Origin of the sequence: Achromobacter pestifer, from assembly GCF_902859625.1 — a bacterium.
GTDB classification, from domain to species: domain Bacteria; phylum Pseudomonadota; class Gammaproteobacteria; order Burkholderiales; family Burkholderiaceae_B; genus Achromobacter; species Achromobacter pestifer.
In genome coordinates, this window is the sequence record NZ_CADIJX010000003.1 from 898,664 (window position 1) to 921,696 (window position 23,033).

General features: G+C 65.3%; 28 protein-coding genes and 1 pseudogene. 9 read left to right on the plus strand and 20 right to left on the minus strand.

The genetic code is table 11. From position 1 onward, the window contains the following. Window positions 1–39: 39 nt before the first annotated feature. The 6 genes from HV753_RS15675 to HV753_RS15700 form a co-directional block, all read right to left on the minus strand. Window positions 40–846 (minus strand): AraC family transcriptional regulator, encoded by an 807-nt coding sequence (locus HV753_RS15675; RefSeq protein ID WP_175175397.1) that lies wholly within the window; start codon window positions 844–846, stop codon window positions 40–42. Window positions 847–865: 19 nt separating this feature from the next. Continuing rightward, entirely contained in the window at window positions 866–1,252 is a 387-nt protein-coding gene (locus HV753_RS15680; protein WP_175175398.1) for a VOC family protein, read from the minus strand. 54 nt (window positions 1,253–1,306) lie between these two features. Beyond that, the gene (locus tag HV753_RS15685) at window positions 1,307–2,320 is read right to left on the minus strand and encodes a formylglycine-generating enzyme family protein (RefSeq protein WP_175175399.1); all 1,014 of its coding nucleotides are present in this window, start codon (window positions 2,318–2,320) and stop codon (window positions 1,307–1,309) included. A gap of 196 nt (window positions 2,321–2,516) precedes the next feature. Then, on the minus strand, window positions 2,517–3,176 hold the full coding sequence (gene alkB / locus HV753_RS15690) for a DNA oxidative demethylase AlkB (protein ID WP_175175466.1): 660 nt from the start codon (window positions 3,174–3,176) through the stop codon (window positions 2,517–2,519). A 2-nt stretch (window positions 3,177–3,178) separates the two neighbouring features. Then, window positions 3,179–3,889, minus strand: coding sequence for a 2OG-Fe(II) oxygenase (locus HV753_RS15695; protein ID WP_175175400.1), 711 nt, complete (start codon window positions 3,887–3,889; stop codon window positions 3,179–3,181). Between the two features lie 77 nt (window positions 3,890–3,966). Next, the gene (locus HV753_RS15700; RefSeq protein WP_425485896.1) at window positions 3,967–5,487 is read right to left on the minus strand and encodes a phospholipase D family protein; all 1,521 of its coding nucleotides are present in this window, start codon (window positions 5,485–5,487) and stop codon (window positions 3,967–3,969) included. A 98-nt stretch (window positions 5,488–5,585) separates the two neighbouring features. On the opposite strand from HV753_RS15700, the gene HV753_RS15705 reads away from it, so the two are divergent. Beyond that, window positions 5,586–6,155 carry a helix-turn-helix domain-containing protein gene (locus HV753_RS15705; protein WP_175175401.1) on the plus strand — a complete coding sequence of 190 codons (570 nt, stop codon included), beginning with the start codon at window positions 5,586–5,588 and terminating at the stop codon, window positions 6,153–6,155. A 7-nt stretch (window positions 6,156–6,162) separates the two neighbouring features. Then, window positions 6,163–6,705 carry a GNAT family N-acetyltransferase gene (locus tag HV753_RS15710; protein WP_175175402.1) on the plus strand — a complete coding sequence of 181 codons (543 nt, stop codon included), beginning with the start codon at window positions 6,163–6,165 and terminating at the stop codon, window positions 6,703–6,705. A gap of 24 nt (window positions 6,706–6,729) precedes the next feature. Here HV753_RS15710 and HV753_RS15715 read toward each other — a convergent pair whose 3' ends face one another. Both HV753_RS15715 and HV753_RS15720 read right to left on the minus strand, forming a co-directional pair. Further along, the gene (locus HV753_RS15715) at window positions 6,730–7,062 is read right to left on the minus strand and encodes a hypothetical protein (protein ID WP_175175403.1); all 333 of its coding nucleotides are present in this window, start codon (window positions 7,060–7,062) and stop codon (window positions 6,730–6,732) included. 157 nt (window positions 7,063–7,219) lie between these two features. Further along, a complete protein-coding gene (locus HV753_RS15720; RefSeq protein WP_175175404.1) occupies window positions 7,220–8,116 on the minus strand; it encodes an alpha/beta fold hydrolase in 897 nt (298 codons plus the stop codon). A gap of 114 nt (window positions 8,117–8,230) precedes the next feature. Between HV753_RS15720 and HV753_RS15725 the strand changes: the two genes are divergently transcribed. From HV753_RS15725 to HV753_RS15735, 3 genes are all read left to right on the plus strand, one after another. Further along, window positions 8,231–9,115, plus strand: coding sequence for a LysR family transcriptional regulator (locus HV753_RS15725; RefSeq protein ID WP_175175405.1), 885 nt, complete (start codon window positions 8,231–8,233; stop codon window positions 9,113–9,115). Window positions 9,116–9,272: 157 nt separating this feature from the next. Further along, window positions 9,273–9,422, plus strand: a complete 150-nt coding sequence (locus HV753_RS15730) for a hypothetical protein (RefSeq protein ID WP_175175406.1) — start codon at window positions 9,273–9,275, stop codon at window positions 9,420–9,422. A 206-nt stretch (window positions 9,423–9,628) separates the two neighbouring features. Continuing rightward, window positions 9,629–10,453, plus strand: a complete 825-nt coding sequence (locus HV753_RS15735; protein ID WP_175175407.1) for an SDR family oxidoreductase — start codon at window positions 9,629–9,631, stop codon at window positions 10,451–10,453. Between the two features lie 27 nt (window positions 10,454–10,480). Here the strand turns inward: HV753_RS15735 and HV753_RS15740 are convergent, their stop codons facing one another. After that, on the minus strand, window positions 10,481–11,251 hold the full coding sequence (locus tag HV753_RS15740; RefSeq protein WP_175175408.1) for a sulfite exporter TauE/SafE family protein: 771 nt from the start codon (window positions 11,249–11,251) through the stop codon (window positions 10,481–10,483). Continuing rightward, window positions 11,248–11,661 (minus strand): sel1 repeat family protein, encoded by a 414-nt coding sequence (locus HV753_RS15745; RefSeq protein ID WP_175175409.1) that lies wholly within the window; start codon window positions 11,659–11,661, stop codon window positions 11,248–11,250. Before HV753_RS15745 ends, HV753_RS15740 begins: the two co-directional genes overlap by 4 nt. Window positions 11,662–11,813: 152 nt before the next feature. On the opposite strand from HV753_RS15745, the gene HV753_RS15750 reads away from it, so the two are divergent. Further along, complete coding sequence (locus tag HV753_RS15750) at window positions 11,814–12,746, plus strand: LysR family transcriptional regulator (RefSeq protein ID WP_175175410.1); 933 nt, start codon at window positions 11,814–11,816, stop codon at window positions 12,744–12,746. Here HV753_RS15750 and HV753_RS15755 read toward each other — a convergent pair. Then, entirely contained in the window at window positions 12,700–14,103 is a 1,404-nt protein-coding gene (locus tag HV753_RS15755) for an MATE family efflux transporter (RefSeq protein ID WP_175175411.1), read from the minus strand. The genes HV753_RS15750 and HV753_RS15755 overlap by 47 nt on opposite strands. Window positions 14,104–14,253: 150 nt before the next feature. Here HV753_RS15755 and HV753_RS15760 point away from each other — a divergent pair, with 150 nt between their 5' ends. Then, entirely contained in the window at window positions 14,254–14,730 is a 477-nt protein-coding gene (locus HV753_RS15760) for a MarR family winged helix-turn-helix transcriptional regulator (protein ID WP_175175412.1), read from the plus strand. 31 nt (window positions 14,731–14,761) lie between these two features. On the opposite strand, the gene HV753_RS15765 is transcribed toward HV753_RS15760, so the two are convergent. The 5 genes from HV753_RS15765 to HV753_RS15785 form a co-directional block, all read right to left on the minus strand. Next, window positions 14,762–15,658: a DMT family transporter gene (locus tag HV753_RS15765; RefSeq protein ID WP_175175413.1), complete on the minus strand. Its 897-nt coding sequence runs from the start codon at window positions 15,656–15,658 to the stop codon at window positions 14,762–14,764. Between the two features lie 98 nt (window positions 15,659–15,756). Continuing rightward, window positions 15,757–16,560, minus strand: coding sequence for an AraC family transcriptional regulator (locus tag HV753_RS15770; protein ID WP_175175414.1), 804 nt, complete (start codon window positions 16,558–16,560; stop codon window positions 15,757–15,759). 22 nt (window positions 16,561–16,582) lie between these two features. Further along, entirely contained in the window at window positions 16,583–16,921 is a 339-nt protein-coding gene (locus HV753_RS15775; RefSeq protein WP_175175415.1) for an EF-hand domain-containing protein, read from the minus strand. Window positions 16,922–16,973: 52 nt separating this feature from the next. Next, window positions 16,974–17,384: a hypothetical protein gene (locus HV753_RS15780; RefSeq protein ID WP_246288294.1), complete on the minus strand. Its 411-nt coding sequence runs from the start codon at window positions 17,382–17,384 to the stop codon at window positions 16,974–16,976. Further along, on the minus strand, window positions 17,378–17,755 hold the full coding sequence (locus HV753_RS15785) for a hypothetical protein (RefSeq protein ID WP_175175416.1): 378 nt from the start codon (window positions 17,753–17,755) through the stop codon (window positions 17,378–17,380). Before HV753_RS15785 ends, HV753_RS15780 begins: the two co-directional genes overlap by 7 nt. A 217-nt stretch (window positions 17,756–17,972) precedes the next feature. Here HV753_RS15785 and HV753_RS15790 point away from each other — a divergent pair, with 217 nt between their 5' ends. Then, on the plus strand, window positions 17,973–19,622 hold the full coding sequence (locus HV753_RS15790; protein WP_175175417.1) for a hybrid sensor histidine kinase/response regulator: 1,650 nt from the start codon (window positions 17,973–17,975) through the stop codon (window positions 19,620–19,622). Here the strand turns inward: HV753_RS15790 and HV753_RS15795 are convergent, their stop codons facing one another. The 4 genes from HV753_RS15795 to HV753_RS15810 form a co-directional block, all read right to left on the minus strand. Then, on the minus strand, window positions 19,623–20,279 hold the full coding sequence (locus tag HV753_RS15795) for a LuxR C-terminal-related transcriptional regulator (RefSeq protein WP_175175418.1): 657 nt from the start codon (window positions 20,277–20,279) through the stop codon (window positions 19,623–19,625). A gap of 193 nt (window positions 20,280–20,472) precedes the next feature. Then, window positions 20,473–20,967 (minus strand): hypothetical protein, encoded by a 495-nt coding sequence (locus HV753_RS15800; protein ID WP_175175419.1) that lies wholly within the window; start codon window positions 20,965–20,967, stop codon window positions 20,473–20,475. Next, window positions 20,964–21,512 (minus strand): hypothetical protein, encoded by a 549-nt coding sequence (locus tag HV753_RS15805; RefSeq protein WP_175175420.1) that lies wholly within the window; start codon window positions 21,510–21,512, stop codon window positions 20,964–20,966. The genes HV753_RS15800 and HV753_RS15805 overlap by 4 nt, the downstream gene beginning before the upstream one ends. A gap of 119 nt (window positions 21,513–21,631) precedes the next feature. Next, window positions 21,632–22,600, minus strand: a complete 969-nt coding sequence (locus tag HV753_RS15810; RefSeq protein WP_175175421.1) for a LysR substrate-binding domain-containing protein — start codon at window positions 22,598–22,600, stop codon at window positions 21,632–21,634. A 108-nt stretch (window positions 22,601–22,708) separates the two neighbouring features. Between HV753_RS15810 and HV753_RS15815 the strand changes: the two are divergent. Next, window positions 22,709–23,033, plus strand: a pseudogene (locus HV753_RS15815) (NADP-dependent malic enzyme); the annotation flags it as partial.

Genomic DNA, 23,033 nt, shown 5'->3' on the forward strand with positions numbered 1-23,033 from the left:
GTACGTTCTTGCAGGTTTTCCGGACTGCCGCAGGCGCGGTTATGCGTGCAGCATCCGCCGCCAGCGATCGGGGGTCATGCCATAGGTCTGGACGTGACGGTGCGTCAGGTGGCTCTGGTCGGTAAAGCCGGCGCCGGCCGCGGCGTCTGCCAGCGGCTGGCCCGCTGCGATCAGGCGCCGCGCCAGGTCCAGGCGGCGCAGCATCACGTAGCGATACGGACTGGTGCCGAACAGTGCACGGAAGTCGCGCGACAGGCGCCAGCGGTCATTGCCGGCAACCTGCGCCAGCTGGTCCAGCGTGATGGGCTGGTCGAGCGAGGCGTGGATAAACTGCCGGGCGCGTTCGGCCGCGGGGTAGTCGGCTGAGCGGCGCCCCTGGCGGCGTCCGGCGGCGGCGCACAGCGCATGGGCCAAGTCGTACAGTGCGTCGTCTTCCTGCAAGGGATCGATAGCGGACTGCGTGCTTTGCAGCAGGGCGTTGCTTGCGGCATGCAGCCGGGGATCGGTCGAGATGCCGCCAGGGACGAACGGCAACGGCTGGCCGCCCAGGATCTGCTGGATCAGCGCGGGTTCGACGTAGATCATGCGGTAATGGAAACCGGCGTCCGTGCCCGCCTGCCCGTCATGAGGTTCGTCAGGATGCAGCACGAGGGTGCTGCCGGGCAAGCTGTGGCGGAAGGCACGCCGATAGTGGAAGCTCTGCACGCCCGAGAGCGTTCGCCCGATGGCGTACGTGTCGTGGCGGTGCATATCGTAGCCGTGACCGCCGAAGTAGGCTTCGATGCGCTCTACGCCCGAGGGCGCGGCGCGCAGTATCCAGTCCCGTTTCGGTTCGGCCAATGGCATGACGGGTGTGAGGCAGCGCCTACTTCTTCACCTGCACCAGGACGAATTCATTGCCGTACAGGTCAATGAAGTGGGCGTAGACGGTGGTTTCATCATGGACGGGTTCCTTGGTGAAGCGCACGCCTCGGGCGGCGAAGTTACTGTGGTCGCGAACGGCATCGTCGGTGTAGAACACGCCCACCGGCTGGCCACCGGTTTGGTCGCCGACGCGGTCGCGTTGCGCCTGGGTCAGGGCTTGCAGCAGCCAGACGCCGACAGCGGGTTGCTCCGGCAGGCGCAAGTGCACATACCGTTGCTGGCCCACGGGCATGTCGACAACCACCTCCATGCCCAGCTTGTCTTTGTAGAAGGAAATGGCATTGTCGTAGTCGTTCACGAGAAGGACGAGACGGCCCAGCGAATGCATGTCAGGACTCTTTTTGATGTTAAGCGTGCGGCTATGCTAACCCGACGGGGCGCTTTACCGGCTATTGGCCTCCCGCAATAGCCGCAGTCCCACCAGGGGATAACGGGTTTCCTGGGTATTCCAGTTGCGGTAGGACGATCGGGTGTAGAGCGCCCAGGTATGCCAGGAGCCGCCCCGGCGGACCCGCACGTTGCCATGGTCGGGACCTTTCGGGTCATCCGTGGGGGAGTGCGCGTAGTAGTCCTCGCCGTACCAATCCGCCACCCATTCCCAGGCATTGCCATGCATGTCGTACAGGCCGAAGGCGTTGGGGGCGAAGCTGGCGACCGGCGCGGTGAACGTATAACCGTCGTGGCGGGAAGACGCGAACGCCCGCCATTTCGGCCACAGCGGTTCGGCGTCGGCATCGAAGCCGTTGCCGGCATCGGGCATGTCGGCCGGGTTGTCGCCATTCTGGTAGCGGGTACGAGTACCCGCGCGGCAGGCGTACTCCCATTCGGCTTCGGTGGGCAGCCGGTAGACGTGGCCTTCTTTCTGGGTCAGCCAACGGGCCAAGGCCTCGGCGTCGTTCCAGCTGATGTTGACGACGGGGTGATCGTCGCTCTGGGCGAACCCCGGATTGCGCCAGGAGTATCGACGGTCGCGGCCTTCAAAGGCGTCGCCGCGTTCGGATTTGTCGGGGTCGTAGGCGGCGTTGTAGCCATAGCCGCCGGTGCCGTCGGCCTCGGACTCGGGTACGTAGCCAGAGGCCTCGATGAAGCGCCGGAACTGCCCTACCGTGACTTCCGTGCGTTCCAGGTAGAACGGGCGCGTGATGCGCACGGTATGCACGGGGGCTTCGTCGAATAATTGGGTGAAGCGGTCCTTGGGGTACTGCGGATAGTCGCGGGCCAGGGTCTCCGGGGGTTCGTCACTACCCATCTGGAAGGTGCCGGCGGGGATGGCCACGAAGGTCATGCCCAGCGAATTCTCGATCAGGGCAGGAGGTTCCGCAGACGCGGCCAAGGCCGGCAGCAGCAAGGCCGGCAACAGGAAACTGGCAAACAACAAGCGGGAGCGGGGACGCATGGACGGTCGTGGGCGCGGGTGCGCAGGGCCAAGGATGCGCCATAGTAGGGCCGCCGCGTCCGCGCAACCAGACGCGGGGAACCCTCATGTTGCTGTGGGGCTCAGCGTCACCCGGCATCGGCCCATCGCCGCGTCGACACGCCAGGCTTGTTCCCCTGCGCGGCGCTGATGGCAGTTGGCCAGCATGCCGCGCGGTTCAGCCCGCCTTGCGCAAGGTGAAGTTGATTCGCCGGCTACCCAGCTTGGGGTGCGGCAGGTCTTTCATCGGCATCACGCCGTGATAGCGCAGCCGGTCCACGCCGCCCCAGACCACCACGTCGCCGTGCAACAGGGGCACGCGCGTGGTCTTGTCCTGGCGTTCGTTGCCGCCAAACAGGAAGACCGCGGGCATGCCCAGCGACACGGACACGATGGGCGCGTTGTAGTCGCGTTCGTTCTTGTCCTGGTGCAGGGACAGGCGCGACCCCGGTTCGTACCGGTTGACCAGGCAGGCGTCCGGGGCAAAGTCCGGGAAACCGGCGTCGGCCGCCGCCGTTTGGGCCAGTTGCAGAAAGGCCAGCGGCAGGTCGGGCCAGGGCTGGCCGGAAAGCGGGTCGATGCGGGTATAGCGATAGCCATGCGCATCCGTCGTCCAGCCCAGCCGCCCGCAATTGGTCAGCGCCACCGACATGGTGTAGCCGCCCGGCGTTTCCATCTGCCGGAACGGCGCCTGCGCGGTGACGGTGTCCACGCCTTGCAACAGCGCCTGGACATAGGGCAGCGCGAAACCGCGCAGCACGAAGGATTGCGGGCCGATGGCCTCCCGGCCGCTTTGCGCAGTGTCGTCGTCGCCAAACAGGTCCAGCGTCGTGGCCATGATCATTGGGCGTCGTGGAAGATCAGGCCCAGCGTGTGGCGCCTGCCGCTGCGCAGGGCGCTGACGCCGTGCCGCATGGCGGTCTTGCGCCAACCCCGGGTGCCGGGCACCGGCCGCTGATTCACGGTGAAGATCAGCGCGTCGCCTTGTTGCAGCGGCAGCACGTCCGCACGCTGTTCGCGGCTGCTGGTTTCCGTCATCACGAATTCACCACCCGTGAAATCCAGGCCGGGGCGCGACAGCAGCACCGCCACCTGCAAGGGGAATACGTGTTCGCCGTACAGGTCTTGATGCAGGCAGTTGTAGTCGCCAGGGCCGTATTCCAGGATCAGCGGCGTGGGGCGGCGCTGGCCGGCGTCATGGCAGCGTTGCAGGAAGGCCGCGTGATCGGCAGGGTATTGGACGGCGATGCCCATCTGGTGGTTCCAGCGATTCGCAATGGGCGCCAGCCTTGGATACAAACCGGTGCGCAGGTCGTGCAGCAGGGGCGGTAGAGGGTAGGAGAAGTACTTGTATTCGCCTCGCCCGAAACCGTGCCGCGCCATCACGATGCGGCTGCGATAGCCGTCGGCTGCCGCGTAGTTCTCCGCCAGCGCGGCGCATTGCGCGGGCGCCAGCAGGCCGGGGACGATGGCGTTGCCGAGCCTGTCCAGCGACTCGGTGATCTGGTTCCAATCGAGGTCGGGCAAGGAGGCGGAGGGCAGGGTATCCATGGGCGATAGAGGCGGGCGGCGAAGGTTCCAGTCTGCGCTTGCCGCTCGCTATGCGAACTCCGCTTGTTGCGGCGGCATCACAGCAGGGGTTCCAGCGGCAGCAGTGACACAAACCAGACGGAAAACCGCTTCCATGCGGTCGTGCCCGGTTCGGTGTCGTGGCGGATCGTTTCCCCGTTGCGCTGTTCCAGCCAATAAAGATTGCCCTTGTCGTCCAGGCAGACGCGGTAGGCTCCCTTGGGAACCTCCTGCTTGAAGGCGTCTGCGATGTGGCCGGCAAGTGTCGGGCTCTCGATCACGAAACCCAATTCCGTGTTCAAGGTGGCGGAACGGGGATCAAAATTGAATGATCCGACGAAAATGCGTTGCCCGTCCACTGCAAAGGTCTTGGCGTGCAGGCTGGAACCCGAACTGCCGAAGGGCCCCATGCTCTTGTTGCGTTCGACCTCGCTCGACATGCGCTTCATTTCAAACAATTCCACGCCGCTGGCCAGCAGATCCTTGCGGCGCTTGGCATAGCCGGAATGCACCACCGCGACATCCGTGGCTTCCAGCGCATTGGTCAGCACTTGCACCTTGACGCCGCTTTGGGCCATTTTCGCGAAGGCCTGCGTGCCGACTTCGGTCGGCACGAAATACGGGGACACCAGTTCCAGATCCGTCTTGGGCGTGCCGATGATTTCATGCAGCTGATGCGGCAGCATGGCTTCGGGCGGCGCGGTGCCCAGCGTCTTGCGCGGGTCGTCGCTGACCATGCGGGTCTCGGCCCATTCCAGGCTTAGCTCGCTTTGCAGCAACTGGCGAATGAAAGGCAATTGCTTGACGGCGTTGGCGTAGGCGGCAGCTTCCGCAGAGCGCTCGACTTCGAGGGCTCGTTGTTCCAGCGCGTTCAGCGCGCCAGGTTCGGCCTGTTTCAGCAAACGGTCCACGGGGTAGGCCGACTCACTGGCCCAGTAACGGTCAAAATCCTTCGACACATCATTGACCGCCGCGCCGATCGCCAGCACGTCCAAGTCCGTGAACAGCACGCCGTTGGCCGCGCCGAAGTATTCGTCTCCGATGTTGCGGCCGCCGATGATGGTGGCCTGATTGTCGGCGGTGAAGGACTTATTGTGCATGCGCCGGTTCAAGCGCTTGAAGTCGGTGACATAACCCAATGGCTTCGGCCAGCGCAGCACAAACGGGTTGTAGAGCCGCACCTCGATATTGGGATGTTCATTCAGCGCTGCCAGCAGCTTGTCCATGCCCGAGGTGCCATTGTCGTCCAGCAGCAGGCGCACCCGCACGCCACGTTCGGCCGCTTCGTGCAAGGCTTCCAGCAGCATCGTGCCCGTCATGTCGTCGTGCCAGATGTAGTACTGCACATCCAGGCTGCGCTCGGCCGCGCGCGCCAGCATCATCCGGGCGGCGAAGGCGTCATAGGCATTGGCCAGCGGGTGGATGCCCGATTTGCCGGGATGCGCCGCCGCCAGCGGTGCAATGCCGCGGCCCAGCGGCGTGGTGGCGGATTGTTCGGGTGTCAGCGCCTGCGATTCGCTGCGCTTGTCCAGCGGGGGCAGGCTGCATCCGCTGAGAAACGAAAGGCAGAGGGCGGTCATAAGTAGGGGTTTGGCCAGAAACATGCCCGTATTGTGCCGAAAAACGTGGCGGAAGCCCGGGCTTGATAATTTTCCGTATTAGGGATAAATTCTCATATATGGAAAAACCCAATATCGATGGCGATCTGGATCGGCGCATCGCCCAGCGCCTGAAGACCCTGCGTCAAGACCGCGGCTGGTCCCTGGATGAGCTGGCCAGCCTGGCCGGCGTCAGCCGCGCCACCCTGTCGCGCCTGGAGAATGCGGAAGTCAGTCCCACGGCCAGCGTGCTGGGAAAGCTGTGCGCGGCCCACGGCCTGACGATGTCGCGGCTGATGATGCTGGTGGAAGACGACTTCGCGCCGCTGGTGCCCGAACACGCGCAGGCGGTGTGGGTCGACGACAGCGCGGGGTTCCGTCGGCGCTCGGTGTCTCCGCCCGCGCAGCAGTTGGCCGGCGAAGTGCTGGCTTGCGAATTGAAGGCTGACGCGCGCATTGCCTACGAGGAATCGCCGCGGCCGGGGCTGGAACACCATCTGCTGATGCTGGAAGGCGAATTGCTCATTACCGTCGATGGCCAGACTCACTCCCTGGCGCCCGGCGATTGCCTGCGCTATCAGTTGTTCGGCGCCAGCCTGTTTGTCACCCCGCCGCATTGCGGCGCCCGTTACCTGCTCTTCATCGTCTGAACCCGCCATGACCCAAGACCACGCTAGCCTTGAATTGACCCTGTTGACGGCGGAAGACGCCGCCGCAAGCCTGCCCGCGCTGGGCGAACTGCTGCATGCCTGCGTGCAGGGCGGCGCCAGCGTCAGTTTCGTGTTGCCGTATTCGCCCGAAGACGCTCAAGCCTTCTGGCGTGCCAAGGTTCTGCCGGCGCTGCTGGAAGGCAAGTTGGCGTTGTGGGTGGTGCGGCAAGGGGGCCGGATCGCGGGGGCGGTGCAATTGGATTGCGACACGCCGCCCAATCAGCCGCATCGCGCCGAAGTGCGCAAGCTGTTGGTGCACCCCGATTTTCGCCGCCAGGGCATTGCCCGGCGCTTGATGCGTGAAGCCGAAGCGCACGCGGTGCGCATGGGGCGCAGCCTGATCACGCTGGATATTCGCACCGGCGACAGCGCCGAACCCTTGTATGTGTCGCTGGGCTATGTGGTGGTGGGCCAGATCCCGGGATTCAGCCGCGACCCGCACGACGCGGGCAAGCTGGATGCGACAACGATCATGTACAAACGGGTGTAGCCGGCGCCAAGCGACAGGGGCGCGTCAGGCCAGCGGCTTGATGCCCACGCTGTAAGGGGGCGCGTTGCCGCGGGCGGCTGCCTTGATTTTCAGCATCGAGCCGCCAGGAGTGAATTCAAAGTCCTGGAACGGCACTTCAAACCACTGGTGGAAGCTGGTGCGGGAAAACTCCGGAACCCAGACCTTGGGACGCTTGGCGTCACAGTGAAATTCCACCAAGGTGCGGTCGATGCCCAGGGGGCGGGTGTTGCCGATGCGGTAGCTGACGCGCAGCTCGGCGCTTTCGGTCGAGCCGGGGCGCCAGGTCAGGCCGATGGATTCCATGAATTGTTCAATCGCCTGAATGTCGCGATACATAGCTGACTCCGAATGCTGTCGGGCGCCGTGCGCCCACGAAAATCCGCCGCATGAAGCGGCGGGAAACAGACGGATTATCCGCCATTCCGGGGCGGGCTGCCCAACGGGCGGCCCGCGTGGGACGTGGCGCGCATCGCCCTGCGGGGAAATGCGGGCCTCAGGCACCGGCTTTGGCGCAGAACGCCAGGATGGCGTCGGCGACAGCCTGCGGGGCTTCGCGCTGCGGGAAATGGCCCACGCCGTCCAGTACGCGGCGTTCATAGCCGCCCGTGAAAAAGGCGTCTTTGCCTTCTGAGGTGGCGGGCTGGTTGCAGGCATCGGCGCCGCCGTGCAGCACCAGGGTAGGCACGGTCAGCACCGGGGCGGGCGTCAGCACGGCGGTGTCGGCGAGGTAGGCGGGATCACCTTCCGCGTACCCCCAGCGATGGCGATAGGAATGCAGCACCACGTCGGCCCAGTCGGGGTTGTCGAAGGCGCGCGCCGCTTCATCGAAATCCTCGGGGGCATACCAGGCGCCGGGCGACCAGGTGTCCCACATGGTCCGGGTGAATTCCCGGCGATTGCCGTGCACCGCGTCGGCGCCGCGCGGGGTGGCCATGAACCAGTGATACCAGTAGTTGCGTGCCTGGGTCAGCGACAAAACCTGATTCGGGTCGTTGGTGCCATAGCCCACCGATAACAGCGCCAGCTGAGCCGCCACGCCAGGCCGCAGGCCGCAGGCGTTGGCGGTTGCCCGCGCGCCCCAGTCGTGTCCTGCCAGCAGTGGCCGTTGCAGGCCCAGCGCATCGATGAAGTCCAGCAGGTCGCGCCCCAGGGCCGCCAGTTCACCGCTGCGCGGCGTGGCGGCGTCGCGGAACCGCGTCGGGCCGAAGCCGCGCAAGGCGGGGCAAAGCACGCGGTAACCGTCTGCCGCCAGACGTTCGGCCACGGTGTTCCAGCTTTCGGGGCTGTCGGGCCAGCCATGTACCAGCACGGCGCTACGCGATCCGGAAGGATTCCATTCCAGGTAGGCGATGTCCAGCAAAGGGGTCTGGATGTGGGCATAGGCGGACATGATGCAGTTCCTTCTTTCGGTGAGGGTGCTGTCACGATAGCGGCCGGTCTTGTCATGATTCTTGATGAATTAGCGCTTATTATCAACAAATCATGAATAGAAGGATGGCAGGCGATGGATATCCCCGAATCCGCAGGCGCGGTGTTGGACCTGACGCTTTTGCGCACGTTCCTGGAGGTCGTGGACAGCGGCGGCTTTGCGTTGGCCGCCGATGTGCTTGCCTTGACGCCATCGGCCGTCAGCGGGCACATCAAGCGCCTGGAGGTGTTGGCGGGCGCCACGCTGTTGGACCGCACGACGCGCAGCTTTGAAGTGACGCCGGCGGGCGAGACGCTGTATGCCTATGCGCGCAACATCGTTGACCTGGAGCGCGAGGCGCGCGCCCGTCTGAGCGGCACGCGCTTGAAGGGCCGCTTGCGCATTGGTTCGTCCGAGGACTTTGCAGGGGCCTGGTTGGCCGAGGTGCTGCAAGCCTTTCATCGCGGCCACCCGGAGGCCTCCATCGAGTTGAAGGTGGGCGTCACCGCCGACCTGCTGCGCCAGCAAGCGCGGGGCAAGCTGGACGTGGTGTTCGGCAAGCAGTGCTCGCGGGTGCAGGACGATGGCGAACTCTTGTGGGAAGAGGAACTGGTGTGGGCATGGGGCGAGGACAAGCCCTGGAAGCCGGGCCGGCCCGTGCCGTTGGCGGTGTTTCCCGAACCTTGCGTGTACCGCGAAGCAGCCATCAACGCCTTGGGCCAGACACAGCAAGGATGGGTGCCTGCGTTTGAAAGCGGCAGCATGGCGGGTTGCCTGGCCGCCGCGCTGGCGGGATTCGCCGTGGCACCGGTTGCGCGCAGTCAATTGCGTGAAGGCTTGCGGGCCTTGTCGCATGAGGACGGCATGCCGGAACTGCCGATCACGCGCTTCTATGCCTACTTGCGCTCTGTCGAACCCGCCGTGCAGGCGCTGGTGACGGCGGTCAGGCAGACAGGGCAGCGGCGACGCTTCGGGCGCTGATCGGGCAAGCACCGCAACGGTGCATCGTCGCCCTTTATCGCCACCATTGAGTAAAGCAAATGGACGCCGCGCGGCATGGCCCGCACCATGACGCTCATGTCCTTACCAAGGCCACGGCGCAGTCCCGGGGCCGGGACGCTTCACTCTAGGAGTCATCATGGCAAATTTCTTACTGGCATTGGTCAACGCCGAGCTCTCGTTGTTCGGCGTGCAGACGGCAGACGAACCGGTTGCGGCACCGGCCGTCGTGGCCGAGGACACCGCGCCCGCGTTCGATAGCGAGCATTACCGCAGCGCGCTGGGTTGAACCCACGTTCGCCCGCGGCCAAGGCATCAACGGAGAAATAGGCAGGTTTCACGCAAGAACGAGCCTGTACGTCCGGGTGCCGGATTCTTAATATCCCTTCCAGGCTCAGGGCCGAACGGTTCGTCATGAACGCATCGGCCCGGCCTGGCCGTTCGGCATCTTGCCGGCGGCTGCAAGCATGCAGGCTAGCAAGGGAAGGGTATCGCATGAAATCCGAAAAAATCTGGTTGGTGACGGGCGCGTCGACGGGCTTGGGGCTGGTGTTGGTGAAGATGCTGCTGGACCGGGGGCATCTGGTGGCGGCGACGGCCCGGGATGGCGATGCCCTGCTGGAAGCCGTGGGCGCCAAGCTGGAAGGACAGTTCCTGCCGCTGTCGGTGGACCTGGCCGACGAGCACAACGTGCGCCGCGCGGTGGACGCCACGATGGCCGCGTTCGGCGGTGTGGATGTCGTGGTGAACAATGCGGGCGACGCTTTGCAGGGGTCGCTGGACAGCTTGTCCGACGACGCGCTGCGCAGCACGTTCGATATCAATGTCTTCGGCATGCTGAACGTCATTCGCGCGGTGCTGCCGCGCATGCGGACGCAACGCAGCGGGCACGTATTCAATATCTCGTCGATCCTGGGTTTTGATGGCGGCCACGCGGAATGGGGCGCGTATAGCGCCGCCAAATTCGCGGTCAGCGGTTTGACCGAAGCGCTGGCGGCAGAGGCCGCGGCGTGGGGAGTGCGCGTGTCGCTGGTGTATCCGGGCGCCATGCGCGCGGGTATGAACGCCGATGGCGCCAGCGCGCCGGAAATGGCCGCACGCGATCCGCTAAGGCCAGAGCAGGGCGGTGATCCGATCAAGGCGGCGCAAGCGTTGATCAGCGCCGCCGAGGCGCAATACGCGCCCCTGCATCTGTTTCTGGGCCGGGACGCCTTTGATCAGGCGCGCGGCAAGATCCAGTCGGTGCAGCAGGAGCTGGCGCGCTGGCGCGAGATGTCGGTCTCGATCGGCTTTGTCGACGAGCGCCGTCTGGCCGCCTGATGCGTGGATCCGGGTGCGGGGCAGGACTTACGCGGTCCAGCCTTGCACCGCTTGATACGCGCCCAGTAACGCCAGGCTGATCATGAAGCACAGCTTGAAGGTCCGCGCGGATAACTTGTTGCGCAGCCATTGTCCCAACGCCATGCCGATCAGCGCGGGCAAGAGCATCAGCATCGAAGCGCTGGCGGCGCCGGCGTTATAACCGCCATTCAGCCACAGGCCCGCAGCCAGGGCGATCGTGGACACCGTGAACGATATGCCCATGGCCTGAATCAATCCATCCTTGCCCAGGTTCAACGCTTGCAGATAGGGCACGGCCGGAATCACGAATACGCCAGTCGCCGCCGTGATCACGCCAGTGATCGCGCCGACCACAGCGCCCAGCGCCTGCTCGTGCTGGGGCGGCACGGCGGGTGGAGATCCCAACAGGCCCCAGGCCGCGTAGGCGATCAGCGCCAACCCCAGGCAGACACTGGCCCAATGGCCGCTTGGCGCACCTAGCCACAGCGCGCCGGCGAGGGTGCCGACGCACACACCTGCCTGCATGGCGCCGATGCGGCGCAGGATCTGCCCGAATGTGGGCAAGGGCCGGGCTTGCCACAGATTGGTGATCAGCGACGGCACGATCAGCAAGGCGGCGGCCTGCGCGGGCGCCATGACCAGGGCCAGCATCGCCATGGAAATGGTGGGCAGGCCCAAGCCCACCACGCCCTTCACCACGCCCGCCAGGACAAACACGGCGACGGTCGTGGCCAACAACGCGGGTGTGCCGCCGGGCAACAGATCCAGCGGGTTCATGAGCGCTCGCAAGGTTGGGGTTGCGTCTGCCTGGGGCGGCCGTATAGGGCATACGCGACATCCCCGGGTCCCGCGCCGTCCTGGCGCGCGGCGCGCAGCAGCCATTGCCGGGCTTCGCACAGATCCGTCGGCATGGCCGGGCCGTAGAGGGCTGGGCCGCCGAGCAACGCCATGCCCAGCAGGCGCTGCGCGGGGGCGTGGCCATCGCGCGCGGCGGCACGCAGCCAGGCCAGCATGGCAGGCACATCGCCCTCGGTCTGGGCTTCCAGCGCCAGTGCGTATTTTTGCGCGGGGGTGGTGTGGGCGGCAAGGCCGGGCTGGGCTATGGCATTGCCTGAGGTATGCAACGCCAGCAACAGCAGCGTCACGCCTGGCCATCGCGCCAGGCTGGTGCAACGATTCGGGGTCATGGTCTGGTTCCGGGGGCTGATGAGAGGGATTCCGCGCCGTGCGACAAGGGGCGATACGCCTCATTCTGCGCCGCATGTCACCGAATCCGGCATCGGGATCTTTCATAGCCTGCCTATGGTTCAGCCTGAGTCTTGCGTGCTACGCTGACCGAATGCGATTTGACCTGACCGATCTGCGGCTCTTCCTGAATGTCCAGGAAACCGGCTCCATCACGGCGGGCGCCAAGCGTTCCCACATGACGCTGGCTTCCGCCAGCGAGCGCATCCGTGGCATGGAGGACACCCTGGGCGTGCCGCTGCTGCTGCGCGAGCATCGGGGCGTTGACCCGACGCCTGCCGGCCGCACGCTGGCCCATCACGCGCGGGTGGTGCTGGCGCAGATGGACCGCATGCGTGGCGAATTGGATCACTACGGCCACGGACTGAAGGGCCATGTGCGCGTGCTGTGCAACACCACGGCGCTAAGCGAATATCTGCCGGCGGTGTTGGGAGATTTCCTGAAAGACCATCCGCGCGTGTCCGTGGACCTTGAGGAACGGCTCAGCTACGAGATCGCCGATGCCTTGCGCGCGGGCGCTTGCGATATCGGCGTGCTGGCGGATTCGACGGACTTGCACGGCCTGCATGTGCAGACCTTCCGGCATGATCCGCTGACGCTGATCGTGCCGCACGGCCACCGGCTGGCTGGTCGCCCGTCGGTGATGCTGGCCGATGTGGCGGACGAGGAGTTCGTGGGGCTGGTGGAGGGCAGTGCATTGCAGGAGCATCTTGCGCACCACGCTCGGCGTGGCGGCAAGGTGCTGTCCTACCGCGTGCGCCTGCGCAGCTTTGACGCGGTATGCCGGATGGTGGGGCAAGGCGTCGGCATCGGCATCGTGCCGCGCGTGGCCGCAGTGCGCTATGGCCGCGCCGCCCGCGTGCAGCGCGTGGCGCTGGCGGACGACTGGGCCTCGCGTGATCTGGTGCTATGCGTGCGCGATGCCTTGCCGGCGTACGCCGCCGAACTGGTGGCCTATGCGCTGCGCGATGCGCCTGCGGCTACGGACGCACCAGCGACTGGGGCTTGCGAAGATGTCCCCGGTTGAACCACGACCCGGACGCTACGGCGGTCAGGATGATCAAGCCGTACAGGCACATGCCCACTGCCGCAGTCAGAAAGAACACGGTCAGCGATCCGGTCAGGTGCAGCGCGACACCGCCCGCGCCCACGCAGATCAGCAAGCGCAGGAAACCCGCGACCAACGGCCACTTCAGCCGGCCTGCGCCTTGAGACGCGAAGTACATCGAAAACCCCAGCGCAAAGAACCCATATACCGGGCCGACCATGCGTAGATACGCGGAGCCGGCTTCCAGCATGTGGTCTTCAGCGCCGAACAGCCGTAGCCATGCTTCTGGAAAGCACGCCGCAGCCAAGCCGATGGTCTCGGCCAGCACAAAGGCCATCGCGCCGCCGGTCAGGGCGATCCGCATGGCGCGCTCTGGTTGGCCAGCGCCGATATTGGATGCGACCATCGCGACCATGGGGGCGCCCAGTCCGAAGGCGATGGGGATCAGCAGATATTCCAGACGCACGGCGATGCCGTAACCGGCCACCGCCGCCGTGCCGGCGTACGCGCCGACCAACGCAGCGGTCAGTGCCACCAGGGCATTGGTCAGTAGCGGGTTCAACGTGGCCAGCGCACCCACGCTAAGGATGCTGCGCATCAGGCTCAGGTGCAGCCGGCTGGCGACCAGCCGCGCAGGATTGCGCCCACTGGCGCAGTACGCGCCCAGGATAAGCGCGCCCGCGCCGTAGTAGATGACCAGCGCCCAACCGCCACCGGCCACGCCCAGGGCGGGAAAGGGGCCCCAGCCGAAGATCAGGCAAGGCGACAGGGGGATCAGCAACAACGCTCCGCCGCAGATCACTGCGCCGGGCACCAGCATGTTGCCGGTGCCCCGGATGACGCTGGCGAAGGCGTTCATCAGCCACATCAGCACGATGCCGCCGAAGATGACGTTGGAATAGGCCAGCGCGGCGTCCAGCGCTTCGCCTTCCGCGCCGAGTGCGCGATACAGCTGCGGGCCAAACGCCAGCAGCAGGATGCAGAAGAGCAAGCCGAGCAATGCATTCAGCACGACGGCGTGCAGCACAAGTTGATCGGCCTCTTGTTGCCGGCCGCCGCCCAGCGCACGCGCCACCGCGGCGGAAATGCCGCCGCCCATGGCGCCCTGTGACATATTTCCCATCAGGAACAGCACTGGCACCACCAACGCCACGCCCGCCAATACGGAGGTGCCCAGCCGCGCCAGGAACCAGGTCTCGATCAGCCCGGTGGCCGATTGCGCCGACATCATCAGGATATTGGGCCAGGCCAGACGTGCCAGCGTCGGGGCGATGGGCGCTTCAAGCATGGCCTGCAAGCGCGCATTGGCGGGGCGTGGCGAAGGTGTCGCTGACATGGGGGATGACCAGAACGGGATGCGGTAAAATTTACGTGCATATGCCAATATCTGTCAAGAATGAACTGGACGCGATCCCGTCCCGGCAGTAGCGTAATGACCTTGCTGCCGGGTAATCCTTCCCGAGTGCTCCTGCGTTAGCCCCTTGCCATGCCCGCTACCGATCCTTCCGTCTCCGCTGTCGTGCCGGACCCGCTTGTTTGCAACGGCGCCGCCTTGCGCAAGGCCACCCGGCGCGTGTCGCAGCTGTATGACACGGTGCTTGCGCCTTGCGGCCTGAAAGTGTCGCAGCATTCGATTCTGATTCATATCGCCCGTGCCGGCACGCCGTCGATGACGGACCTGGCGCGCGCCATGGTGCTGGACCGTTCCGCTCTGGCGCACAACCTGAAGCCGCTTGAGCGCGACGGTTATGTGCAAACGGCGCGTGACGAACACGATGGCCGCAGCCGCCGCGTGGCATTGACGGAAGCGGGCCGCGCCAAGCTGGCCGAGTCCAAACGCTTGTGGAAGGATGCGCAGAACCGCTTTGAAGCCGCCTTTGGCGTAGAGCGCGCGGCCGCCTTGCGGCAATCATTGGCCGATATCTTCTCTGACGATTTCGCGTTGGCGTTCAGTCGCGGCTGATGGATGACGACTAACGGCCAACGGCAAACGGTTAATGGCTGGCCGCAGCTCGTTTGCGGCGTGGCCAGCCCAATAACGTCACCGCGCCCAGCACGCAAGCCATGCCCGCGATCTGCGCACCGGTCAATGATTCCCCCAGCAGTCCCGCCGCCAGCCCCACGGCGGATGCGGGCGCCAGCGCGGTGAAGAGCGCGGCTTCAGAGCCTTGCACGCGCGCAGCACCCGCGTACCAAAGCAGGAAGCCGCCTACCGTGGGCACCACGGCGTAATAGGCCACGGCAAGAACGGCATCTGTGCTGAAGCTGCCTTGCCAGGGGGATTCAGCCAGACTCGCCAATGCCGAGAACGCCAGTCCAAAGCCGGTCATGACGGTGGACAGCGCAAGCGGCGGCACGGGCACCCGCAGGCGCTTATTCAGCAGGATAAACAGCCCTTCGCACAGCACCGCGCCCAGGATCAGCGCATTGCCGGTCAATGACGACACGCCATTCGCCCCACTGGCATGGCGCGTCATCAGCCACACCCCGAAGCCGGCGGTGGCAATCGCGGCCAGCAAGGCTTTGCCCGGGCGTTCTCCCAGCAGCAGGATCGCGATGGCGGCGGTAACCAGCGGCAGCGTTCCCAGAATGACGCCACCGTCCACCGCCGATGTGCGCTGTAGTCCGGCGATCAGCAGCGTGGTGTAGCCCACGCTGCCGGCGATGGCTTGCGCCGCCAGCAAGATCCAATCGCGCCGGCCCAGGCGCGGCAGGCGAGCGCCGGTGGCGGCCATCAGCAGCGCAAAGCAGGGCAGCGCGATGGCAAACCGCAGCGCGGTCGCGGTGAAGGGCGGCAGCCCGGTTCCGATGATCTTGCTGGCCACCACCGTGCTGCCCACCAGCGCCATGGCTGCCGCCAGATAGCAATACCCCAGTCTCTTTGCATGCATGTCTGTCTACGTCGCGTGTCGAGAAAAACGCAGCGTAGGGCCCGAGCCGGGGGCGGGTCTTGAACGAAATTGCAGGATGGGAAGCGGAAAGACGGCAGTCAGCGCGTTGCCAGCGCATAGCGGCTGGGCGATATGCCGTAAGCGCGCACGAACAAGCGGGTCATGTGGCTTTGATCGGCAAAGCCGCCCGCCGCGGCCGCGTGTGCCAACGGCTCGCCGTCACGAATCAGGCGGCGGGCCAATAGCAGGCGGCGTTGTATTTGATAGGCGTGGGGCGTCAGCCCGGTGGCGTTGGCAAAGGCGCGCAATACCTGATAACGGCTCAGGCCGCTGACCACGGCCAGGTCCGCCAGCGAACGCTCGGCGGCAGGATCGTCGTCGATCAGGGCGCGCGCATGACGTATGGAGGCGGGAGCGCCTAGGTGGATGGCCTGTGGGGCATAGGGGCTGTGCGCGGCGGCCACAATGCGCAATAGCAGGGCGTCGCTGGCCAGCGTGGCATTGACGCCACTGGTAAGGCAGGCATACAGCGCCAGCACATCGCGCGCCAGGCCTGGCTGGTTCTGGGCGGGGTGTTCAAATTCGTAGCGCCGTCCGTCGGCAATCAATTCGGCTGCGCTTTGCGCCACCACGTCGGGGTCCAGGTACAGCATTTGCCAGGCGCGCATGCCATCGCCGATGGGCGCTCCGTCATGGACCTCGCCGGGGTTGACGGTAATGACGTGGCCGGGACCGGCTTGCACCTGCCCACGACCGCTATGAGAGACCTGCGCACCTGCGCGGATGACGCCGATACCGAATTGATCATGCGTGTGCCGGGCGAAGCGGTGCCGGCTTTGCGCAGCCACCGCTTGCACGCCGGCAAGCGCGCTGCGTTGCATGGTGAACTGGGCCGGCTTCATGCGCGGGCGAACCCAGGCGGGTTCAGTCCTTGTATTCCTTCATGACCTGCTTCATGAACTCGGCGCGGTCGACTTGACCGTCCTTGTTGCTGTCCATGGCCGAAAACTGTTCCGCGGTCAGGCTCTTCGGGAACTCGTTCTGGCTGAGGCGGCCGTCGGCATTGGCGTCCAGCTTCGCGAACGACGCTTCCATGAAGGTCTGGTATTCGGCGCGGCTGACCTTGCCGTCCTTGTTGGTATCCAGGTGCTTCTGTTGTTCCGGCGTCATTTGGATGCCAGCCGGCGCGGGCTGGGCGAGTGCTGCGGAGGTGGCGATGGCCAGTGCGGTAAAGGTCGTGCTGAGGGCAATAGTCTTCTTCATGTTGCGTCTTCCCTTGCCGGAGGCGGCGATGATGGTTGCAGCGGCGCCGAAATCACTTCAACGCGCTACAGCGGAACGCCTTGATGCCTTTTTCCACATAGTGGGGCTCTCGGGTGCAGGCGGCCCGCATGGCTTGGTTCGCCAATCCCATCAGCTTAACCGCTTTGCCCATTGCTTCCGAGCCGTCTTGGCCGGGGCCGACTTTGTCGGCCCAGTCCTTGAACTGTTCGGCTTGTTTTTGATAGGCCTGGGCGCGCATCGCATCGGTGTAGGCGACAGCGCGGGAAATGTCTCCCGGGCTCATTTTCTCTTCGGCTTGGGCTGCTGCCGAGATGCCCAGCAAGGCCGCCAGAAGCCAGGGGACGAGGGTGTTTTTTTTAATCATCTTGGGTTTGCTCGCGAGAGTACGGTAGGCGTGCGGTATGGGGGACTTGAGCCAAGGCAAGTTGGCCGCGGTCACCACATCTTGCAACGCACCCCCTCATTTTCGAGGTTGCCACCGACGATGATGCCGTTTTCGTCGACGAAGAAGCTGGTGTAGCAATTCGCCACCCCGGAGCGGCGCTGGTAGATCGTGCCGCCGTAGTTGAAGTTGCCGTAAGAGCCCACGGCTTCGTTCCACTCGACGTTGTCGGCGGTCGAGTACAAATACACCAATTGGCCGATCGGAAGCTCGTCGCTTGCGTAGACCTTGTTGGGCGGACCCCATTCGGCAACCAGGTCATTGACCGGTCGGCCTTTCTGGCGTGCCAGGGCGATGTCCCAGGTGGTGCATGCCGTCAGCAAGGTGCCGCATAGGCATGCCAACACTGCTCGTTGAAAACTGAATCGCACGTGCTTTTCCTTTTATTGTGCGCGGCCAAGCCTCCCCGCCTGCGCCTTTGCGCTGCAAATAATAAGTGGGCAGGTTTGCCCGATCAAGAATTCGCCCGGGTTTCCGGTGTACTAGTACACCGGAAACCCGGGCAGATCAGACGGGGCCGCTTGAAAGGGGCGGAAAATACCGGTCGACCGCCCAGTGGGGCGACGCCTGGGGGAAAGCTGGGGGACCATGGCAGAACAAGTCAAAGACACTGAACGCGCGCAAGCCACCGTGCGGCTCTTGAGCGCCTTGCTCGTCACGGTCTACGCGCCAGCCCTGGCATGGGCAGGGCAGTTGCCCATGGAACGCGCCGCGCTCCTGGCGGCGCACGGCATGGCGTTTCTCATCATTTCGCTACTGCTGCGATGGGCCATCATCCGTTGGCCGGGAAACTATCCGGCCCGGCGTGTGTTCGCCATGGTCAACGACTATTCGGCCCTGGGTTTCCATCTGGCTCTGGGCGGACGCGCGCTGCTTCCCGTCTACGCCGTCGTGCTCTGGATGACGGTCGGGTACGGGGTCCGGTATGGCTCGCGCTATCTGGTGGCCGCAACGGCGCTTGCGTTGCTGGATCTGGCCGTGGTCGCATACCTGACGCCATATTGGCACGAGCAGCCCTACGTGACGGTGACGCTGATCCTGGCGGCGCTGATCGTTCCTGCCTATACGCATTTTCTGCTGCGCAGCAACGAGAAATCCTATGCGCGCGAGCGCGAGGCCACGTTGGCCAAGACACGATTCCTGGCGCAAGCCAGCCATGACCTGCGCCAGCCCATTCATTCGATCGCCTTGTTCGCGGACTGCCTGCGCGACGAGAACCTGAACGGCCACCAGCGGCATCTGGTCGACAGCATCGATCGGTCATTGAACAGCGTTTCGCATTTGTTCCGCTCGATTCTGGATAGCTACACGTTGGACAGCGGAAAGCTGGAACCCAAGCCCCAAGCAGTGCGCATGCGCGAAGTGCTGGAAACCGTGGTGCGAGATTTCCGGGAAGTCGCTTCACCCTGGGCGGAGGTGCCCGTGCGCGTCAACGCGGGTGATTACCGGGTCCGAACCGATCCGAATCTGCTCAGCACCGTTGTTCAGAATCTGCTGTCGAACGCCGTCAAATACGGGGGCGGCCGCGAGGTGCTGATCGCGGTGCGCCGGCGGGGGACGACCCTTTCCCTGCAAGTCCACGACCGTGGGCGTGGGATTCCCGAGGCGCATTTGGGCATGGTCTTTGAAGAGTTCTATCGGGTGCGGTTGCAGCGCGACAAGGACATCGAAGGGCTGGGGCTGGGCTTGTCGATCGTCAAGCGCTTATGCACCTTGCTTGGGTTGCGTGTCAGCATCCGGTCGCGATCCGGGCAGGGCACGACGGTAACGGTCGACGGGTTCCCGCTACTGGAGGATGCACCGCCCGAAGAGACGCGGCGCACGGCGGCGGGCGCCAGCCGGTTGAACGGACTGCGTGTGCTGCTGATCGAGGATGACGAGAACGTGCTGATGGCGACCGCCATGCTGCTGGAACGGTGGGGGTGCGTGGTGGAGCAGGCCAGCGCGTTGCCGGAGGCGCCGCCGGATTGCGATGTCGTCATCAGCGACTACGACTTGAACGCCGAGATGACGGGCGCCGAGTGCATCGTGCGGGTCCGGAGCTTGTTGGGGGCGAATGTGCCCGCCATGCTGTTGACGGGCCATGACACCAAGGCGATCCGCGAGGCCGTGGATGATCCGGCGCTGCCGATCCTTGCCAAGCCGATCCGCGCGGCGGAGCTGAGATCCCTGTTGACCACGCTGGCGCTGGCCGCCGAACCGCGTAACCGGGTTCCAGAGCCGGTACCCGGTGCGTGATCAGGCGGCGGGTGTCCGCTGCACGCCCGCCCTGGCGGCCAGGACCGCGGCGGAGGCCCGCGTTGGCACGTTCATCGCCTTGAGCAAGGCCGACACATGGATGCGGACGGTGAATGGCGAGATTTCCAGGAGTCTGGCGATCTCCTTGTTGGTGAGGCCTTCGACCAGCATGGCCAGCACATCGCGTTGCCGCAGGGTCAGGCCGGCGATCACGCTGGCCAAGTCACTATCGCCCGAGAGATTCGGCTTGTTGTACCTGACCACGATGTCGCCTGCGCGGATCGCGAGGATCGCTTCCCCGATCTCCGCGGGCGCAACCGATTTGCCGATGAAGCCGTCCGCGCCCGAGGCCATGACGGCATCGATCTTCTGCTTGTCGTTGATGACGGAGACGACGATCAGCGAACTGCGCGGGCACAGCCGCCGCAGGTCCGAGATCCACTCCAGGGAATGGCTTTCGGGAAACAGGAGATCCAGGACGAGCGTATCGGGCGGCCCTTCCTGCCCGACCAACGCGAACACGTCTTCCAGGCGGTCTGCTTCGCGCAGCACCGCTGCCGGTGCAATGCGGCGGATGATCTCGCACATGCCCATCCGAAACGTGGGGTGATCGTCAGAGATCAGGAATCGCTCGGGTGAGCCGGATCCGTTTGTCATTTTCTGTCGTGATAACGGGCGCCTCCGCGAAGGGAGGGCCAACGGCCTCCCGCGACGCGGCCCGCTGCCGGGGGCTGGGATCGGAATTTTTCCGCATGTTATGCGGAGCGGCTGCGTTTCTGGCGTGGAAACAGCTTCACGTTGATAAATGTTACGTTTTGAAGCAAGCCCAGGCAACCGCAGCTTTCAGAGGCTATTGCAGCCCGTTCCAACGCGCCACCGAGGGCTCGGCGGCCGCCCACTTCCATTGCCCGCCTGGCTGCCTACAGATGATGCTGGTGTAGGCAGGCGCGGGCGTGTCGTCCTGCTCCACCGTGAACAGCACTTCGCGGCAGCGCGTCAGCGGCGTGTCGATATCCCGCACGACTTGAATGCCGCCCTGCTCGCTGCCGACGGGCAAGGCATGGCGGATCTGCCATTGCCGAACCTGGCCGATGGGCAGTTCGCCCGCAGCGTTGGCCATGACGTTTTGCTGGTCGTTCTTCCATTCGCGCAGCACATACTTCACGGTGGCATCCACCGCCGCCTGCACGGTGACGCCGATGGCGTAGCCGGCAACGGGGTTGGCGGTGGCAGCGCCGCTGATGGTGCCCACCACCGCGCCGGTCGCGCCGCCGATCGACGAACTTTGGCAGCCGGCCAGACCGATGCTGGCGGCCAGCGCCAGCAGGCATGCGCGGCGCATCATTGCAATGATCCCCAGCGGGCCGTGGCCGGCTCGGCGCTGGCCCACCGCCACTGCGCCCCATCGCGGCAGACGGTCGTGACGAAGAACTCGCGTTGCGGGTCACCGCCGGCCTTTTCGGCCGGGGTATCGATGGAGAAGACGACTTCCTTGCATTGCAGCCCCACGCCGCCGATGAGCCGGCTGACGGCCACTTGTCCTTGTGCGTCGCTTTCGATGGGAAGCTGGTGCTTGACGCTCCAGTGCGCGACGGCGCCCACGTCCAGCGGGCCGGCGGCGGTGGCGATGGCGTCTTGTTCTTCGCCTCGGGTCTTGCGTTGCGCATAGGCGAGGGCGGCCTTGGCGCCCGCCTGCACGCCCAGGCCGATACCGGTGGCGACCGTGGCGTTGTCAGTGACTTTGTTCGCGATGGCGGTGCCGGCGATACCCGCGGCGGCGCCGGTGCCTTCGCTGAGCAGCGAGCTGCAACCGGACAGCGCGGTCAGGGCGGCCGCGCCCAACAGGACAAGCGCGCGGCGGCTCGCGCGTGGTGGCGAGATGATGAACAAGCGGCGTGCCCTCCTGCGTGATACTTGGCGCCGCAAGTATAGGATCGCCGGTTGCGGCGCGGACGCAGGCTTTGCATTCCTTGGCATTTGCGCCAATCGCCGCCTGCGGCGGCCGCGCGTCAGGCGGACGGCCGGGCGCCCTTGGTATAGACCTCGCGCAAGGCAGCGGCGAACAGGGCGTCCACATTGCGTCGCACGCCGTCCGCGCGCGTGAACAGCGAGATCGGGGGCAGCGTCCAGTCGAAGGAATAAGGCACGATGGCCGCGCCCGCGATGCGCACCAGTTCATCAGCGATATCGGCGGGCAGGATCGAGACCGCGCGGTCGCTGGCGACGATCATTTCGCCGATCAGCTTGGACGAATCGCTTTGCACTGACGGGGGCGGGGGCGCCAGGCCGGCCCGCAGGAAAATGTCGGCCACCTGTTCGCGGATGGGGCTGCCCGGGGTGCCCAGAATCCAGTCCAGGTCGGCCAGCCGGTTCCATTCCAGGCGGGAACGTCCCAGCCGCGCCGCCAGGCGGCGGCTGGCGATCAGGCGTGGTTGCTGGTGGTAGAGCACTTCAAAATCGATATTGCTCAGATCGACCGACGGCGTGGCCCAGCCCACCACGATGTCCAGCGTGTGGTCTCGCAATTGGCGCAGCAGCGAGGGGCCCTGGCCTTCATGGATGGTGGCGGTGATCCGGCGGCCTTGCGGCAGGGTGCGGCTGATGGCCGCCGACAGCATCTGGCCCGACACGAAAGGGATGACCCCAATGTGCAGGTGGGCGGCATGTCCTGCCGCCACGGCCTCCATTTCCTGTACCAGGTGGCCCAAGTCCTGGACCAGCCCCCGCGCCCGTGCCAGCACCACGGCGCCGAGCGCGGTGGGCGTCATGCCTCGGACGGAGCGCTCAAAGAGCGGCACGTCGAACATGCTTTCCAGTTCGGCCAAGGCATTCGTCACTGCCGGCTGGCTGGTGGCCATGTGTTCCGCCACCCGGGTCAGCGACCCGTGCTGCTCGATTTGCAGCAGCAGCATCAGGTGGCGCATCTTCAGGCGAGAGGTCAGTTTCCGGATGACCGCATCCGGGTCAAAGGCCGTCATAGGTAAATCATAATGTAAAGGTAATGGGACAATATTAAATCCGAATGATCACCTTATGTCTTGAGGCCTAGAATTTTTGCATATTCAAGACAGCGAGGCTACAGCCCCATGAACAACGAATCCGACCGCCAGGCAGCTCTGGACTATCACGAATTCCCCACCCCGGGAAAGATCTCCGTGGTGGCTTCCAAGCCGCTCGTCAACCAGCGCGACCTGGCGCTGGCGTACTCGCCCGGCGTGGCGGCGGCCTGCGAAGAGATCGTGGCCGACCCGGCCAATGTCTACCGCTACACGGCGCGTGGCAACCTGGTGGGCGTGATCTCCAACGGCACGGCCGTGCTGGGCCTGGGCAACATTGGCGCGCTGGCCTCCAAGCCGGTCATGGAAGGCAAGGCGGTGCTGTTCAAGAAGTTCGCCGGCCTGGACGTGTTCG